This is a genomic window from Streptomyces sp. DSM 110735, assembly GCF_016482685.1.
Taxonomy (GTDB): domain Bacteria; phylum Actinomycetota; class Actinomycetes; order Streptomycetales; family Streptomycetaceae; genus Streptomyces.
Genome location: NZ_JACYHF010000003.1, coordinates 322,441 through 339,006, shown reverse-complemented (window position 1 = coordinate 339,006; position 16,566 = coordinate 322,441). Strand labels below are relative to the sequence as shown.

Here is a 16,566-nt window from a genome sequence, read left to right as displayed (position 1 = left end):
GTCAGGATTGCCGGGAACCGGCAACGCGCGGGAACCCCGTCCTCCGACCCGTCAGATCTTCGTGAGCGCCGAACCCTTGTGCAGGGCGATGTGGTCGGTCTTGTCGCTCTTGATCTCGTACTGCGGGTCCTTCTCCGAGCAGTGGTGGGTGTAGCCCTTGAACTCCACGTCATGGGTGTGCTTCTTGATGATGACGCCCTCGACGTGTCCGGCCTCCGAGTTCCACCGGACGTGGTCGCCGACCGAGAATTGCTCCGACATGTGTGCGTTCGCTCCATATGGTCCGGGGATGGGGTATATGGGCGCGAGCGTAGCGGGGAGGGAGGGGGCGGCGGTGTTCAGCAGTCGGAGTGGACCGCCGACGGCGTGTCGTCCGCGACCTGTGCCCGCCTGTCCCGGTAGGCGAACCACGGCACGAAGAACTGGGTGATCGGGCCGACGGCGAGGGCGTAGAGCACCGTGCCCGCGCCCACGGTTCCGCCGAGCAGCCAGCCCAGGGCGAGTACGGCGATCTCCATCAGCGTGCGGATGAACCGGATGGAACGCCCGGTCGCGGCGGAGCCTCCCGTCATCAGACCGTCCCGGGGTCCGGGCCCGAAACGGGCGCCCACGTAGACCGCGACCGAGAACCCGTTGAGCAGGACGCCTCCGGCCAGCAACGCCCATCGGACCGGAAGACCGAGCTGCTGAGGAATGAGCGACAGACCGAGATCCGAGGAGCACGCCAGCACCACGATGTTGGCGAACGTCCCGAACCTCGGCCGCTGCCGGAGAGGAATCCACAACAGGAGCACGGCAACCCCGACCACCGCACTGATCGTCCCGAAGCTGAGGGACGTGTGCCGCTCCAGACCCTCGTACAACACGCTCCAGGGATTGACCCCGAGCGAGGCGCGAACCATCAGCGAAAGACTGAAGCCGTACAGGGCCAGACCGACGAAGAGCTGGGGAACGCGGCGGAGGGGGTGGTGGGTGAAGGGTACGTAGGTCAGCGGGCGCGCAGGGGGTGTTGGGGCTGTCGACGGGCGCTCGTCCGAGGGTGCCGAGGGGTCCGAGGAGAGGGCGGGGTCGGCGTCGGGGCGCGGCCGTCGTACCGCGGTGCCCTCCTGGCGACCGCGACCGCGTCGGTCGTCCTGCTCGGGACCGTCCATGCCAATTCCTCCGTCTGTGCGGGCTGTTCAGGTCGATGACGAGGGAGTCTGTACTGTGGTCGGCTTCGGCGGCATGGCCAATTGCGGGAGAGTGGTATGGCCTCCTCGACTCCGTACCGGCCCGGGGACCGGGCGCGTGGCGTCGGGCGGGCGCTCGGTGGGCGGGAGCTTGCCGCGATGCTGCCGGACCCCGCCGGGGCGAGACCGGCGTACCGGCACCTGGCGCGGGCGATCGGCACGCTGATCCTGGACGGCCGGATCGCGCCGCATGTCAGACTCCCTGCCGAACGGGAGCTGGCCGCCGCGCTGCACACCAGCCGCCCGACCGTCACGGCGGTCTACGACCTGCTCCGCGAGAGCGGCTTCGCGCACAGCCGTCAGGGCTCGGGCACCTGGACCGCGTTGCCGCAGGGACGTACCCCCAGCGGTGTCACCAGGCTCCTCGCGCCCGCGGACACCGTGATCGACCTGGCCAGGGCGTCACCCGGGCTGCCGGAACACACGCTCGCCGACGCGCTCGCCGAGATCACCCCCCAACTGACCGCGCACGCGCACACACCCGGCTACCACCCGTACGGGCTGCCCGAGCTGCGCGCCGCCATCGCCGGGCGCTTCACCGAGCGGGGTCTGGCCACGGTGCCCGAGCAGATCCTGGTGACCTCCGGCGCCCAGCACGCGCTCACGCTGGTGCTGGGACTCCTGTGCGGTCCGGGTGACCGGGTCATGGTCGAGAGTCCCTCCTATCCGAACGCGCTGGAGGCGATGCGCCACGCCCGGCTGCGTCCCGTGTCGGTGCCGGTGACCGACGACGGCTGGGACATCGGGATCGCCGAGTCGACCCTCCACCAGGCGGTGCCCCGACTGGCCTGTCTGATCCCCGACTTCCACAATCCCACCGGCCTCCTCATGCCGGACGCGGAGCGCGCTCGCCTGCTGCGTGCCGCTCACCGGTCCGGGACCTGGGTGGTCGTCGACGAGACGCTGAGCGACCTCGCCCTCGACGTGCCCGCCCCGCCGCCCTTCGCCGCCCGCGCCGCGCGGGGCGGCGGCGGGCGAGTCATCACCATCGGCTCGATGAGCAAGAGCCACTGGGGCGGTCTGCGCGTCGGGTGGGTACGGGCCGGTGCGCGGCTGGTCACGGAACTCGTGGCCCGGCGGATCGCCACCGACGTGGGCGGCTCGGTCATGGATCAGCTCCTGGCCGTCGCCCTCCTGGCGCGGGGCGCGGGTCCGGTGGCGCACCGGCTGGAGGAGTTGCGGGAGCAGCGCTCCACGCTGGCCGCCGCGCTGTCCGAGCACCTTCCGGAGTGGACCTGGCGGCTGCCGCCCGGCGGGCTGTCCCTGTGGGTCGACCTGGGCGAGCCCATCGCCCCGATGCTGGCCGAGCGTGCCCTGGACCACGGGGTACGGATCGAGAGCGGTTCCTGCTTCGCCGCCGACCCGGGCGTGTTCGAGCAGCGCCTCCGCATCCCCTACACCCTGCCGCCCGAGACCCTGCGCGAGGCGGTACGCCGTATGGCCGCCGCGCTCGCCGACGGGCTGCCGGGCTCGGCGACGGCGCGTGGTGGACCCCGCTGGATCGTCTGAGCGCGGGTCCGTTCGCGCCCTCTCCCGACGGCTCGAAGTCCTCGCCCGAGGCGGCCGTTCCGTTTCTCTTCGCGAAGACGGGGGTTCCCTGGGCGCTTGGGGAAGTTTTTGCCCGTGGCCTGATCCGGGGTCCCGGAGGGGTGCTCGGGCTGAATTCGCCCCGCTCGCGGGCTTTCGCCTTGGCAAAGGGCGGCCGAAATCGTGTCCGGGGTGTGAGGGGGATGGGTCGCGGGTGTTACGGACGCGTTGACCCGGGCGACCCGGAGGCGGAGGCTCGTCATATAGGTGCTCGATACAACTGGTTCGGCGGTCTTTCTCACGCCACCCGGAAAGTGCAGGTGAGCGCGAGGGCGGCTGCCGACCGGAGGCTGGAGGCAGCGCATGTGCGGCATCACCGGATGGGTCTCCTTCGACCGTGACCTCGCGGCCGACGACCCCGCATTGGATGCGATGACCGAGACGATGTCCTGCCGGGGACCCGACGACCGCGGCACCTGGGCCGAGGGACCCGCCGCGCTGGGACACCGGCGGCTCGCCATCATCGACCTCCCCGGCGGCCGCCAGCCCATGACCGTCCGCACCCCAGAAGGCGCCGTCGCCCTCGTCTACTCCGGCGAGGCGTACAACTTCACCGAGCTGCGCCGCGAACTCATCGACCGCGGGCACCGGTTCACCACCGACTCCGACACCGAGGTCGTCCTGCGCGGCTACCTCGAATGGGGCGACACGGTCGCCGAGCGGCTGAACGGCATGTACGCCTTCGCGGTGTGGGACGGCCGCCACGACAAGCTCGTGATGATCCGCGACCGCATGGGCATCAAGCCGTTCTACTTCCACCCCACCCCCGACGGCGTTCTCTTCGGCTCCGAACCCAAGGCCATCCTCGCCAACCCGCTGGTCCGCCCCCGTGTGACCCTGGACGGCCTGCGCGAGCTGCTCACCCTGGTCAAGACGCCCGGGCACGCCGTCTGGGACGGCATCCGCGAGGTCGAGCCCGGCACCGTCGTCACCGTCGACCGCTCCGGACCGCGCACCCGCGTCTACTGGCGGCTGGAGACCCGCCCGCACACCGACGACCGCGACACCACCATCGCCACCGTCCGCTCCCTCCTCGACGACATCGTGCGCCGCCAGCTCGTCGCCGACGTGCCCCGCTGCACCCTGCTCTCCGGCGGTCTCGACTCCTCCGCCATGACCGCGCTGGCCGCACGGCAGCTCGGGGAGCAGGGGGAGAAGGTACGCAGCTTCGCCGTCGACTTCGCCGGACAGGCGGACAACTTCGTCGCGGACGAGCTGCGCGGCACGCCCGACACCCCCTTCGTCCACGACGTGGCCCGGCTCGCGCGGACCGACCACCAGGACATCGTCCTCGACGCGCAGTCCCTGGCCGACCCCGCCGCCCGCGAGAAGGTCATCCGCGCCCGCGACCTGCCGGCCGGGTTCGGTGACATGGACGCCTCGCTCCTGCTGCTGTTCCGCGCCATCCGCGACCAGTCCACGGTGGCGCTCTCGGGCGAGTCCGCCGACGAGGTCTTCGGCGGCTACCTCCAGTTCTTCGACGAGGAAGCCCGCCACGCCGAGACCTTCCCCTGGCTCGTCAGCCTCGGCCGCCACTTCGGCGACGACACGGGTGTCCTCCGTCCGGACCTCGCCAAGTCCCTCGACCTGGAGGGCTACATCGCGGACGGCTACCGCACCGCCGTCTCCGGCATCGAACGCCTCGACGGCGAGAGCGACTTCGAGTACCGCATGCGCCGCATGTGCAACCTCCACCTCACCCGATTCGTCCGAGCCCTGCTCGACCGCAAGGACCGCATGAGCATGGCCGTCGGCCTGGAGGTCCGGGTGCCGTTCTGCGACCACCGGCTCGTCGAGTACGTCTACAACACCCCCTGGTCCCTCAAGTCCTTCGACGGCCGCGAGAAGAGCCTGCTGCGCGAAGCCACCGCCGATCTCCTCCCGCGCTCCGTCTACGACCGCGTCAAGAGCCCCTACCCCTCCACCCAGGACCCCGGCTACGCCGTCGCCCTCCAGTCCCAGGTCCACGACCTCCTCTCCCGCCCCTCCCACCCCGTCTTCGACCTCCTCGACCGAGACAAGGTCCGCCGCACCACCGAGACCTCCGGCCCCATCGCCACCCAGTCCGCCCGCCGCGGCATGGAACGCACACTGGACCTGGCGCTGTGGCTGGAGATGTACGGGCCGGAGCTGGACCTGGGCTGAGGGGGTCCGTCCGGGGGCTGGGCGGGGTGGTGGTGGGTCGGTTGGGCTGTCGGCGGGGCTTCGACCATGGCCGGAGCTGCGAGCGGAGGCTCCCCGCCTGTGCTCAGAGGCCGGGGGCGGTCAGCTCCCGGTCGTCATGAGGTGCGGGACGGCCGGCCCCCGGCCGGGGGCGGCGGTCGCCGAGTGGGCAGCTTGCAGCCGTGGTGCGTGGCTGTGGCGCGGGCAGCCTGCGGGTGGTGGCTGGTGGTCGCGGGGCGGGCCCGCGGGCGCGGTCAGGGGCTGCCGGGCAGGCGGTTCCGTTTCCTGGCCGACGGTTGCCGCCCGGGCAGCTTCTGGCTGTGGTCCGAGGCGCGGGCGGCCACCGGCCCCAGCCTGACTTTCGTCGGGTGCCGGGCGCTCGGGGTCGGGGCGCTCGGGGTCCGGGGTAGCAAGCCGCCCCTGCTGCTCCGGTCAGGGGAAGCGGTCTCTGGTCGTGGTCGGCGGAGCTGCCCGGGGAGTCTCCGGACGAGGATGAGCAGCCGCGACAACGGGGCGAGCTTTCCGCCGGTCCTCAGCGACCACGCAGCGACGCAAGCGCCGCCGTCACCCGCTCCGTCGCCTCCGGCGGAGTCGACGCGTGCGGGGACAGGCGGAGCGAGTCCGTGCGGACCGTCGGGGTGACGCCCTCCGCGTGGAGGGCCTTTGCTACGAGTTCGGGGGCGTGGTCCGGGAGCGTGAAGGAGAGGATGCCCGCGCGGTGGGACGGGATGGTGGGGGAGAGGATGCGGGCGCCCTGGGCCGTGATGGCCTCGGTGAGTTCGCCGACGCGTACCTCGATCGCCGCCTCGATCGCCGCGACGGTGTGTCGTTCGACCAACTCCAGCGCGGCGGCGAACGCGGCGGCTGTCACCGGGCTGAGGTTGGTCATCGACCAGCGGCGGGCGTCGGGGGCGGGAAGGTGTTCGGTGCCGTCGAAGAGGCCGACGTCCTCGACGCCCGTCCAGCCGGTGAGTACCGGTTCCAGGTGTTCGAGTGCTCGGTCGGAGAGCGTGGCGAAGCCCGTGGCCCAGCCCGCGCGCAACCACTTCTGGCCGCCCGCGATCACCACGTCGGCCGCACCCCAGGGCAGGTCGGCCACGCCGAACGCCTGGATGGCGTCCACGATCAGCAGCCGGTCCGGTCCGATCGCCTCGCGCAGCCCCGCCAGGTCCGCGCGGAAGCCCGTACGGAAGTCCACCGCGCTGACGGACAGGGCCACCACGTCGTCGGTCAGGGCGGCGCGGACCAGCTCCGGGGTGACACCGGCACCGGGCGCCGGGTCGAGCCAGCGCGGCGTGGCGCGGCCCAGATGCGCGCTGCGGCGCCACGGGTAGTGATTCGCGGGGAAGTCGCTGCGGGGGACCAGGACCACGCCGTCCCGGACGCCGAGCGCGGCGTGGAACACGCCGGTCGACGCGTTCGGCAGCAGCACCGTGTGCGCGGCGTCGGTGCCCGCGAGGCGGGCGGCCGTGTCCCGGGCGGTGTCCTCCGCGCGCATCAGGCGGTCCACCGTGGTGTGGTCGGCGCGCGCGGTGTCCTCCATGGCGCGCGCGGTGGCGGCCACGGCGTCCCGCGACGGCGGACCGAACCGGGCGAAGTCCAGATACCCGGCGGGTGTGTCGAAGTGGGCTGCGTACGACGTGAGCACGGGGCGGCCGTCCTTCCGGAACGGTGTCGAGAGTGGTGCGCGGCGGGCCACGGAGTGCGGTGGCCACCGCCGTCCCACCCGCGTGGCGTTACGGTACGCGACTCCTGTCGAACACCGACGCCGACGCCTACGCCTTGTACGGCACGCGACGGCCGGGCAGCCCCGTCCAAGGAGCCGCCCGGCCGTCCCGTCCCGCCGCCGAGGGCAATCAGTGCCCGGCGGACTCCTCGGGACGCGCCTGGCGCGGCAGGAGGAAGGAGAGCAGGAACGTCAGGACGAGCATCCCGTCGACGATCCACAGCACCGTCTTCATGACGGAGCCGAAGCCGCTCTCGAAGGCGGACGACGCGGTGGCCTTCAGCGCGCCGGGTATCTGCTTCGCGGCCTGCGGGGAGGTGACGGCCGCGCGGGTGTCCTTCTCCAGGCGGGCGCAGGACGCCGGGGTGGCCTCCGGGTCCTTGGCGACGGCGCGGTCGGAGGCGCAGTGGCGCAGGTCCGCGACCACACGGTCCTGGGCGGCCGGGGCGACGTGCGCGGCGGTCAGCTTCCCGCGCAGATCGTCCGCGCGGTGGTCGACGGCGGTGGCGATGCCGCCGCCGAGGAGGCCGAAGAAGACGGTGCCGAGCAGAGCCACGCCGAAGGCGCCGCCGAGCTGCTGCATCGCGGTCATGGTGCCCGACGCCGAACCCGTCTCGTGCTGCTCGACGCTGGCGAGGACGATGTCGAAGAACGGCGCCATCAGCAGACCCATGCCGATACCGGTGACGAGCAGCGCGGGCAGGAGCTGCCAGGGGCCGACGCCCGCGCCCACCATGTCCAGGGTCAGCCACACGCCGAACACGCCGAGGGCCATGATCACGGTGCCCGCCTGGAGCACGGCGCGGCCGAACCGGGCGACCCCCTGTGCGATGCCGAAGCCGACGATCATGCCGCCGGACCAGGGCACCATGACCAGACCCGCCTTGAGCGGGGAGTAGCCGAGACCGATCTGGGTGTAGAGGTTGAAGACCAGCATGAAGCCCTGCATGGTCGAGAAGAAGACCAGCCCGAGGACCATGCCGCCGCTGAAGCCGCGCTTGCGGAAGAGGCTCGGGACGACCAGCGGGTCCTGACCGGCCCGGCTGCGGCTCGACTCGTAGCGGGCGAAGACGGCGAACACGACGACCGAGGCGGCCATCATCGCGAAGGTCCACACCGGCCAGTCGTACTCACGGCCCTGGACCAGCGGGAAGATGATGAGGATCGCGCCCAGCGAGACCAGCAGCATGCCGGGTATGTCGAGGCGCGGCTTGGTCTCGGAGCGGCCCTTGGGCAGATAGCGCGCCGCACCGAGCAGGGCGGCGAGACCGAGCGGCAGGTTGATCAGGAAGATCATGCGCCAGCCGGTGCCGAAGTAGTCGGCGTCCACGAGCCAGCCCGCCAGGATCGGTCCGCACACCGCGGACAGACCCATGACCGGGCCGAACATGCCGAACGCCTTCTGTGACTCCTTCGGCGGGAACATCTCCTTGATCATGCCGAGGCCCTGCGGCAGCATCACCGCGCCGAACAGTCCCTGGACGACCCGCGCGGCGATGAGTATCTCGGGCGAGCCCGCTATGGCGCACAGCAGCGAGCCCACCGTGAAGCCCGCGGCGCCGACCATGAACATCCGGCGGCGTCCGTGGATGTCGCCGAGCCGTCCGCCGGTCACGAGGCCCACGGCCATGGAGAGGGTGTAGGCGGCGGCGAGCCACTGGAGCGTGGACGCGCCGCCTCCGAGGTCGGCCCGCATGGAGGGACCGGCGATGTTCGTGACGACGGCGTCGAGGAGGTCCATCACCTCGGCCGCGAGGATCACGAAGAGTGCGGCCCAGCGCCACCGGTAGGGCGCTGGGGAGTCGGCGGGCGCCTCGGTGGACGCGACACCGGTGGTGGACATCGGGACTCCTGGCGGAAGGGCCGCGCCCGCGATGGCGTCCACGGGTACGGCGGGTGGTGGATGGATACGACTGCCCGGCTCACCGGTACGGCTTGGTGAGCCGATGCGGCCGGACGCGGGGTGAACACTGTTCACAGTAACAGAACACTGCTCACCCGGAGAACGCTGTTCATTAAGATATAGCGCAATCGCGGAGCCAGGACAAGATATATCGTGTCTGCCTGTGGAAGTTGCCTGTTCACCGACGAGAACACTGTTCTCCCGCGTGCCTAGACTGTCCCCATGACCGATGCGGCCGCCGGTACCCCCGCCACCCCTCCGCCGTCCCCCTGGGAGCGTCGACGCTCCGGCCGGGCGCAGGCCGCCCCCGCGCGGGCGCCGCTCTCACGGGACCGGATCGTGGATGCCGCCTTCGTCGTGCTGGACCGCCAGGGGCTCGACGGGCTGTCGATGCGGCAGGTGGCGGCCGAACTGGGCGTCACCGTCTCCGCCCTCTACGCCTACGTCAGCTCCAAGGACGACCTTCTGGAGCTGATGTACACCCGGCTCTTCGACGGCTTCCGGATGCCGCGACCCGACCCCGAGCACTGGCAGGATCAGGTCCGCGACTACGCCCGCGCGGGACGGCGCCGTCTGCTGTCCCACCGCGACGTGGCCCGCATCTCCATGGCCCACGTGCCCTTCACGGCCGAACTTCTGCCGCACGTCGAGGGGTTGCTCGCCATATTCCGCACCGCCGGACTGCCGGACCGCATCGCGGCGGAAGCGGGCGACCTCATCTCCACCTACATCGACGGCTTCGTCCTCGAAGAGGACATGTGGCAGGACCGCGCCGCCCGTAGCGAGAAGAGCGGCGACTCCCTGGCCCGCCCGGACTGGCGCGAGATGGCCGACGAGATGCAGAACTACTTCGCGTCCCTCCCTGAGGGCGAGTTCCCCCACCTCCGCGCCCTGTCCAGCCTGATGGTCGTCGACTCCTCCGACGACCGCTTCGACATCGGCCTGGAGATCATCCTGCGGGGGCTGGCGAGTTACCTGCCGGACGAGGACGCGGCGGCTCCGGCTGAGGGTGCGGCGGCTCCGGCCGAAGGCTGAGAGCGGTCGACCGACGGCTGGCGGCGGTCAGCGTCATCAGGCTCGGTTCAGCGCCGCCTGGTCGTTGGACTGCGGATAGCTGAGCCGGTCCGGTGACTTCAGGTAGGTGGTGCCTCGGGTGTCGGCACCAGTCGAAACGTTCAACGTGGTGCCGTGATGAGCCATCGGTCGAGCGTGCGTGCCCTGACGTGTCCTGAAGGGGCCCCCGAGTCGACCTCCCTGGCGCGAGGGCGCCAAATCCCTGGTCAGCGCCACCGCCTCGCGGCAGCTCCCCGTCCTCCAAAATACCCCCGAGGGTACCCGTGGTACCGTCCATGCATACCCCCGGGGGTAATTTCGCAGGAAGGGAGTCCCCCGTGTTCTTCATCGACACCCTCGACATCGCCGGTCTGGGCAACCGCAGTTACCTGGCGGGTGGCGAGCGCGCCGCCCTCGTTGTCGACCCGCCGCGTGACATCGACCAGGTGATCGCGGTGGCCGCGCGGCGCGGCGTGCGGATCGCGTACGTCGCGGAGACGCACGTGCACAACGACTACGTCACCGGCGGGCTTGAACTGGCGCGCGTCACCGGCGCCGCCTATCTCGTCCCCGCCGGGGCCCGGGTCTCGTACGAGCGGGTGGCCGTGCGGGACGGGGACCGGGTGGAGGTCGACGGCGACGCCGGGCTGGTGGTGCGGGCGTTGGCCACCCCCGGGCACACCCCGCACCACACCGCGTACGTCCTGGAGGAGAACGGCACGGCCGTCGCCGTGTTCACCGGGGGCTCGCTGCTGACCGGCACCGTCGGCCGGCCCGACCTGGTCGAGCCGAGGCTCACCGAGCGGCTCGCCCGGGAGCAGTACGCGTCCGCGCACCGGCTGGCCGGGGAACTGCCGGACGAGACCGCGGTGTTGCCCACGCACGGGTTCGGCAGCTTCTGTTCTTCGGGGCGGGCCGACGGCGAGGTCAGCACGATCGGGGAGGAGAAGGTCTCCAACGAGGTGCTGCTCCGCGACGTCGACACCTTCGTGGCGGAGCTGCTCGCCGGGCTGGACGACGTCCCCGCGTACTACACGCACATGGGTCCGGCCAACGCCTCGGGACCGGCGCCGGTCGATCTGACCCCGCCCGCCGTGGCCGACGCCGAGGAGATAGCCGCCCGGCTCGCCGCGGGGGAGTGGGTGATCGACCTGCGGAACAGGGTCGCGTTCGCCGAAGGGCACGTCGCCGGTTCGCTCAACTTCGAGGCCGAGGGACAGCTCGCGACCTACCTCGCCTGGCTGATCCCGTGGGGCAAGCCGGTGACCCTGCTCGCCGCGTCCCCGGCACAACTCGCCTCCGCCCAGCGCGAGTTGGTCCGGGTCGGGATCGACCGCCCCGCCGCCGCGGCCACGGGGGAGCCGGAGGGGTGGGTGACGGACGGGCTCGTGTCGTTCCCGCGCGCCACCTTCGCCGACCTCGCGGCGCGGTCGGAAGTCCACTCCGGCGACCCTGTCGACCTGGACGTCGACGTCGCCCCTCGTCCGACACCCCACCTCGTCGTCCTCGACGTCCGCCGCGACTTCGAACGCGCCGCCGCCTTCATCGACGGCTCCCTCCACATCCCCCTCCACACCCTGCCCCGCCGCCTCCACGAGGTTCCCGAGGGTCAGGTCTGGGTCCACTGCGCCGGAGGCATGCGCGCCGCCATCGCCGCCTCCCTGCTGCACGCCGTCGGCCGCGAGGTCGTCGCGATCGACGACGGTTTCGACGCCGCCGGGCGCGCCGGACTGGTCGTACGCACCCACCCGCGCGACGAAGACGCCGAACAGGTCGCACCGGCCACCCGCACCCACGGATGAGCGCGCTCATACTCGCCCTGGTCGCCGGAGCCGTCGTCGGACTGGCGCTCGGCGGTCTCGGGGGCGGAGGCAGCGTGCTGGCCGTACCCGCGCTGATCTACCTGCTCGGCTTCACCCCCGTCGCGGCGACCACCGCGAGCCTCGTCATCGTCGCGTTCACCTCCGCCGCCGGGCTGTCCGCCCACGCCAGGGACGGTCACGTCCGCTGGCGCACCGGGCTGCTCTTCGCGGCGGCCGGGATCGGACCCGCCATGCTGGGCGGGGCGCTCGCCGGACGGTTGCCGGGCGCGGTGCTGACCATGGCTTTCGCGCTCGTCGCGGGCACCGCCGCACTCCGGATGCTCAAGCCACGGACCGCCGTGTCCGACGGCGCTGTCCACACCGTACGGCTGGGTCGAGCAGCCGCCGCCGGGGCTGGTCTCGGGCTGGTCACCGGCGTGCTCGGGGTGGGCGGCGGCTTCCTCGCCGTACCCGCGCTGGTCGGCGTCCTCGGGATGCGGATGCGCGCGGCCGTGGGCACCAGTCTGCTGGTCATCACCATCAACTCGCTGGCCGCCCTCGCCCTGCGCGCCGGGACGGCAGACGGGCTGGACTGGGCGGTCGTAGGACCGTTCACCGCGGCGGCGGTGCTCGGCGCCTGGGACGGCAAGCGGCTGGCTGCCAAGCTGTCGGGGCGCGCTCTGCAGCGGCTCTTCGCCGTCGCGCTGCTCGGCGTGGCGTGCTTCATGCTGGTCGACGCGGTGGCGTGATGAGCGGTTCATATGACCCGGCGGTCACGACCGGCCACGCACCACGGCGCCCCGCGCCTACGCCAGCGACAAGAACAGCTTCTCCAGCCGCGCCCGCATCGCCGCCGTGTCCTCCCCGCTCTTCCGCCCCTCCTCGACGTCGGTCAGGCACTGCTGCAGTCCCGTCGCGATGATCGCGAAACCGGCGCGGTCCAACGCCCGGGAAGCGGCGGCCAGTTGGGTGACGACCTCCTCGCAGTCGCGACCCTCCTCGATCATCCGGATCACGCCGGAGATCTGCCCCTGCGCCCGCCGCAGCCGGTTCAGCACGGACTTCAAGTTCGCGCCTTCAAGCTCCAGTTCCACGCTCACTCCTCGAGAAATACCCCTAGGGGTACTGTACGTCCCGCTTCGGGACGGCGACGACCCCGCAGGCACCCAAGGATCACATCAGCCATGACCACACCCCGCACCCTCGGCACCGACCAGGCTCGCGCCCGCCTCCAGGACCTCATCGTCATCGACGTCCGCACCCCCGCGGAGTACGCCACCGGTCACCTCCCCGGCGCCCTCAACGTCCCCCTCGACCGCCTCCGGCACGCCCTCGCCGAGCTGCGGCACGCCGCCGACCGGGGCGACCTGCTCCTGGTGTGCGCCTCCGGCAACCGCTCCGCGAACGCCTGCCGGACCCTCGCGGAGCAGGGCATCGCGGCGGCCACGCTCACCGGCGGCACCACCGCGTGGGCAGCCGCCGGACACGACCTGCACCAGCCCGCCGCCGCCACCGCTACCGGCACCCGCACCCGCGCCCGCTGGAGCATGGAGCGACAGGTCCGCTGCACCGCGGGAGCGCTCGTCCTCCTGGGTCTCCTCCTCGGCGTCCTCGTGCACCCCGCCTTCGAGATCCTCGCCGCCGGAGTCGCGGGCGGGCTCGTCCTCTCCGCGCTCACCGACACCTGCGGCATGGCCCTCCTGCTGGCCAGGCTGCCGCACAACCGCCCCCGCCCGGCGGACCTCGCCACGACCCTCGCCGCCCTGCGCCGCCGCTGACCGCTCACATCTCCATTCCGGTGCGGCCGTCGATCCCCGCCCGCGCCCGGTAGTCCCGGACGAGGGCCAGCCGGTCCCTGCCGCGTGGCCTGCGCCCCGGACGGATGTCGACCGCGAACGCCTTCGCCTCCTGGATGTGGGTGTTGGGGTCGAGGGAGAGATGGAGCAGCTCGTTGGCGGCGTCGCCGGTGGTGTAGCCGTTCGGTCCCCAGTGGTACGGCAGCCCGATCTGGTGCGACCGGCGCCCGTGCACGGTGAGCGGGGTCATGCGGTCGGTGACCAGGACCCGCGCCTCGACCACGCCCCGCGCGCTGACGACCGTCGCCCAGCCCAGGTGCTCCAGGTCGCGCTCGGCGGCGAGTTCGGGCGAGACCTCGCAGAAGAACGCCGGTTGCAGCTCCGCCAGATACGGCTGCCAGCGCGACATGCCGCCCGCCGTGTGGTGCTCGGTGAGACGGTACGTGGTGGCGACGTACGGGAAGACCCCGGAGCCGGGCTCGCGACCGCTCGGCTGGTAGCGGTTGTCCGGCACCGACGGCATCAACTGCCGTACCGGATTGCGCTGTTGCGGGTAGAGCAGGTTCGGGTACGGCGAGTCCTGGGGCTCGTAGTGGGTCGGCAGGGGACCGTCGGTCAGGCCGGCCGGGGCGTACAGCCACGCCTTGCCGTCCGCCTGCATGACGAACGCGTCGGTGCCCGACAGCGCGTCCGGGCCCGTCGCGTCGGGGGACGGACGGAAGTCCGGGGGCTTGTCGGCCTTGAAGTCCGGGGTGTCGTGGCCGGTCCACGAGCCGCTCTCGGCGTCCCACCACACCAGCGCCTTGCGCTCGCTCCAGGGCTTGCCGTCCGGGTCGGCGGAGGCGCGGTTGTAGAGGATGCGGCGGTTGGCGGGCCACGCCCAGCCCCATTCGGCGGCCACCCAGTCCTGCTCCTTGCCGGGCTTGCGGCGGGCGGCCTGGTTGACACCGTCGGCGCGGACCCCGCAGTAGATCCAGCAGCCGCACGCGGTCGAACCGTCGTCCTTGAGCTGCTCGTAGGACGTGAGCGGATTCCCCTGCGCGTCATGGCCGTTGATCTCCGCGAGGACGGCTTCCGCGTCCGGCTCGGCGAGTGCGCCCCTGGTCGGGTAGTCCCAGGCCAGATCGAGGACCGGACGGTCCATCTCGTCGGTGGAACCGGCCAGCTTCTCCCGCACGCGCCGCCCGAGGTGGTACGTGAACCACAGGTCGCTGCGGGCGTCGCCCGGCGGCTCGACCGCCTGGTGGTGCCACTGCAGCAGCCGCTGGGTGTTGGTGAAGCTGCCGTCCTTCTCCGTGTGCGCGGCGGCGGGCAGGAAGAACACCTCGGTGCCGATGTCCTCCGTGCGCAGCTCCCCCGTCTCGATCTCCGGGCCGTCCTTCCACCAGGTGGCCGACTCGATCAGCGAGAAGTCCCGTACGACCAGCCAGTCCAGGTTCGCCATCCCCAGGCGCTGCATCCTGGCGTCGGCCGAACCGACGGCCGGGTTCTCGCCCATGAGGAAGTAGCCCTTGCAGGTGCCCGCCAGTTGGGCCATCACCGTCTCGTAGGTGGAGTGCGAGCCGGTGAGCCTCGGCAGGTAGTCGAAGCAGAAGTCGTTGTCCTCGGTGGCGGCGTCGCCCCAGTACGCCTTGAGCAGGCTCACCACGTACGCGCGCATGTTGCCCCAGTAGCCCTTGTGCGCGGACTCCGCCTCGACGAAAGCGTCCAGGTCCTCCTCCTGCCGGTGGGCGTGGCGCATGGGGATGTAGCCCGGGAGGAGGTTGAACAGGGTGGGGATGTCCGTCGAGCCCTGGATGGAGGCGTGTCCGCGCAGGGCGAGGATGCCGCCGCCCGGGCGGCCGATGTTGCCGAGCAGGCTCTGCAGCACGGCCGCCGTGCGGATGTACTGCACCCCGACCGTGTGCTGGGTCCAGCCGACCGCGTAGGCGAACGCCGTGGTCCGGCTGCGCCCCGAGTTCTCCGTGAGCAGCTCGCACACCTGGCGGAAGATGTCCCTCGGCACTCCGCAGACCTGCTCGACCAGCTCCGGGGTGTACCGGGCGTAGTGCCGCTTGAGCACCTGGAACACACAGCGGGGGTGGGTCAGCGTCTCGTCCTGCTCGGGCTCGCCCTCGGGGATCGAGGCACCGCCGGAGCCGTGCGACTCGCCGCGCGCGGCGCCCGCGACAGTACCGCCGTCCCCCGTACCGCCCTGGTCCTCCCCGTCCTCCGGCTGGTCCTGCTCGCCCGCAGGCGCCGGGACCTCCACGCCCTCGTACTGCCAGCTCGCGTTGTCGTACCGGCGCCCCGCCACGTCGAGACCGGAGAAGACGCCGTCCAGATCCTCGGTGTCGCGGAAGTCCTCGCGCAGGATCACGGGCGCGTTGGTGTACGCGACCACATAGTCACGGAAGTACTTGTCCTGCTGGAGCACATAGTTGACGATCGCGCCGAGGAAGGCGATGTCCGTCCCCGCGCGCAACGGCACATGCAGATCCGCCAGCGCACTGGTTCGGGTGAAGCGCGGGTCGACATGGATCACCTTCGCACCGCGTGCCTTCGCCTCCATCACCCACTGGAACCCGACCGGATGGCACTCGGCCATGTTCGAGCCCTGGATGAGGACGCAGTCGGAGTGCTGGAGATCCTGCTGGAAGGTGGTCGCGCCGCCGCGCCCGAACGAGGTTCCCAGACCGGGAACCGTGGAGGAGTGTCAAATACGGGCCTGGTTCTCGATCTGGATCGCGCCGAGCGCCGTGAACAACTTCTTGATCAGGTAGTTCTCTTCGTTGTCCAGGGTCGCCCCGCCCAGGCTCGCGATCCCGAGCGTACGGCGGGTGCGCGCCCCGTCCGCCTCCCACTGCCAGCCCGCGCGGCGTGACGCGATCACCCGGTCGGTGATCATGTCCATCGCCGTGTCCAGGTCGAGCCGCTCCCACTGCGTGCCGTACGGGCGCCGGTACAGCACCTCGTGCTCGCGCGCGCTCCCGGTGGTGAGCTGGAGACTGGCGGAACCCTTGGGACACAGGCGCCCGCGCGAGACGGGTGAGTCGGGGTCGCCCTCGATCTGGGTGACGCGGTCGTCCTCCACGTACACGTTCTGCCCGCAGCCCACCGCGCAGTACGGGCAGATCGACTTCACCACGCGCTCGGCGGACGCCACCCGGGGACCGAGCCGCCCGCTCCTGCCGCTCTTGGCGGCGGCACCCCGGCCCAGCGGGTCGTCGCCCTTGAGCTGGCGATAGGCCGGCCAGTGGCCGATCCAGGTGCGCACGCGCCTCACCCGTCCCTTCGCGCGGAGTGCCGGTCAGATGCCGTACGAGTG

At 71.7% G+C, this 16,566-nt stretch carries 13 protein-coding genes; 6 read left to right on the top strand and 7 right to left on the bottom strand.

Translation table 11 applies throughout. From position 1 onward, the window contains the following. Positions 1 to 51: 51 nt before the first annotated feature. Together IF655_RS06930 and IF655_RS06925 are read right to left on the bottom strand one after the other, a co-directional pair. Complete coding sequence (locus tag IF655_RS06930) at positions 52 to 261, bottom strand: DUF2945 domain-containing protein (RefSeq protein WP_199582987.1); 210 nt, start codon at positions 259 to 261, stop codon at positions 52 to 54. 77 nt (positions 262 to 338) lie between these two features. Next, positions 339 to 1,151 carry a YitT family protein gene (locus tag IF655_RS06925; protein ID WP_242488579.1) on the bottom strand — a complete coding sequence of 271 codons (813 nt, stop codon included), beginning with the start codon at positions 1,149 to 1,151 and terminating at the stop codon, positions 339 to 341. A gap of 96 nt (positions 1,152 to 1,247) precedes the next feature. Here IF655_RS06925 and IF655_RS06920 point away from each other — a divergent pair, with 96 nt between their 5' ends. Both IF655_RS06920 and asnB read left to right on the top strand, forming a co-directional pair. Then, entirely contained in the window at positions 1,248 to 2,738 is a 1,491-nt protein-coding gene (locus IF655_RS06920) for a PLP-dependent aminotransferase family protein (protein WP_199582985.1), read from the top strand. 381 nt (positions 2,739 to 3,119) lie between these two features. After that, a complete protein-coding gene (asnB, locus tag IF655_RS06915) occupies positions 3,120 to 4,961 on the top strand; it encodes an asparagine synthase (glutamine-hydrolyzing) (RefSeq protein WP_199582983.1) in 1,842 nt (613 codons plus the stop codon). Positions 4,962 to 5,511: 550 nt separating this feature from the next. Here the strand turns inward: asnB and IF655_RS06910 are convergent. Both IF655_RS06910 and IF655_RS06905 read right to left on the bottom strand, forming a co-directional pair. After that, positions 5,512 to 6,627 (bottom strand): aminotransferase class V-fold PLP-dependent enzyme, encoded by a 1,116-nt coding sequence (locus IF655_RS06910; protein ID WP_199582981.1) that lies wholly within the window; start codon positions 6,625 to 6,627, stop codon positions 5,512 to 5,514. Between the two features lie 208 nt (positions 6,628 to 6,835). After that, a complete protein-coding gene (locus IF655_RS06905) occupies positions 6,836 to 8,548 on the bottom strand; it encodes an MFS transporter (RefSeq protein ID WP_199582979.1) in 1,713 nt (570 codons plus the stop codon). 282 nt (positions 8,549 to 8,830) lie between these two features. Here IF655_RS06905 and IF655_RS06900 point away from each other — a divergent pair, with 282 nt between their 5' ends. Next, positions 8,831 to 9,643 (top strand): TetR/AcrR family transcriptional regulator, encoded by an 813-nt coding sequence (locus tag IF655_RS06900; protein ID WP_199582977.1) that lies wholly within the window; start codon positions 8,831 to 8,833, stop codon positions 9,641 to 9,643. 36 nt (positions 9,644 to 9,679) lie between these two features. Here IF655_RS06900 and IF655_RS31435 read toward each other — a convergent pair whose 3' ends face one another. Further along, a complete protein-coding gene (locus tag IF655_RS31435; RefSeq protein WP_277952658.1) occupies positions 9,680 to 9,808 on the bottom strand; it encodes a hypothetical protein in 129 nt (42 codons plus the stop codon). Between the two features lie 191 nt (positions 9,809 to 9,999). Here IF655_RS31435 and IF655_RS06895 point away from each other — a divergent pair, with 191 nt between their 5' ends. Both IF655_RS06895 and IF655_RS06890 read left to right on the top strand, forming a co-directional pair. After that, positions 10,000 to 11,463, top strand: coding sequence for a rhodanese-like domain-containing protein (locus IF655_RS06895; protein ID WP_199582975.1), 1,464 nt, complete (start codon positions 10,000 to 10,002; stop codon positions 11,461 to 11,463). Beyond that, entirely contained in the window at positions 11,460 to 12,212 is a 753-nt protein-coding gene (locus IF655_RS06890; RefSeq protein ID WP_199582973.1) for a sulfite exporter TauE/SafE family protein, read from the top strand. The genes IF655_RS06895 and IF655_RS06890 overlap by 4 nt, the downstream gene beginning before the upstream one ends. A gap of 57 nt (positions 12,213 to 12,269) precedes the next feature. On the opposite strand, the gene IF655_RS06885 is transcribed toward IF655_RS06890, so the two are convergent. Further along, positions 12,270 to 12,557 carry a metal-sensitive transcriptional regulator gene (locus tag IF655_RS06885; protein ID WP_018549369.1) on the bottom strand — a complete coding sequence of 96 codons (288 nt, stop codon included), beginning with the start codon at positions 12,555 to 12,557 and terminating at the stop codon, positions 12,270 to 12,272. Between the two features lie 90 nt (positions 12,558 to 12,647). On the opposite strand from IF655_RS06885, the gene IF655_RS06880 reads away from it, so the two are divergent. Next, positions 12,648 to 13,241 carry a rhodanese-like domain-containing protein gene (locus IF655_RS06880; RefSeq protein WP_199582971.1) on the top strand — a complete coding sequence of 198 codons (594 nt, stop codon included), beginning with the start codon at positions 12,648 to 12,650 and terminating at the stop codon, positions 13,239 to 13,241. Between the two features lie 4 nt (positions 13,242 to 13,245). Here IF655_RS06880 and fdh read toward each other — a convergent pair whose 3' ends face one another. Beyond that, positions 13,246 to 16,515, bottom strand: a complete 3,270-nt coding sequence (gene fdh / locus IF655_RS06875; protein WP_307814873.1) for a formate dehydrogenase — start codon at positions 16,513 to 16,515, stop codon at positions 13,246 to 13,248. Positions 16,516 to 16,566: the final 51 nt, after the last annotated feature.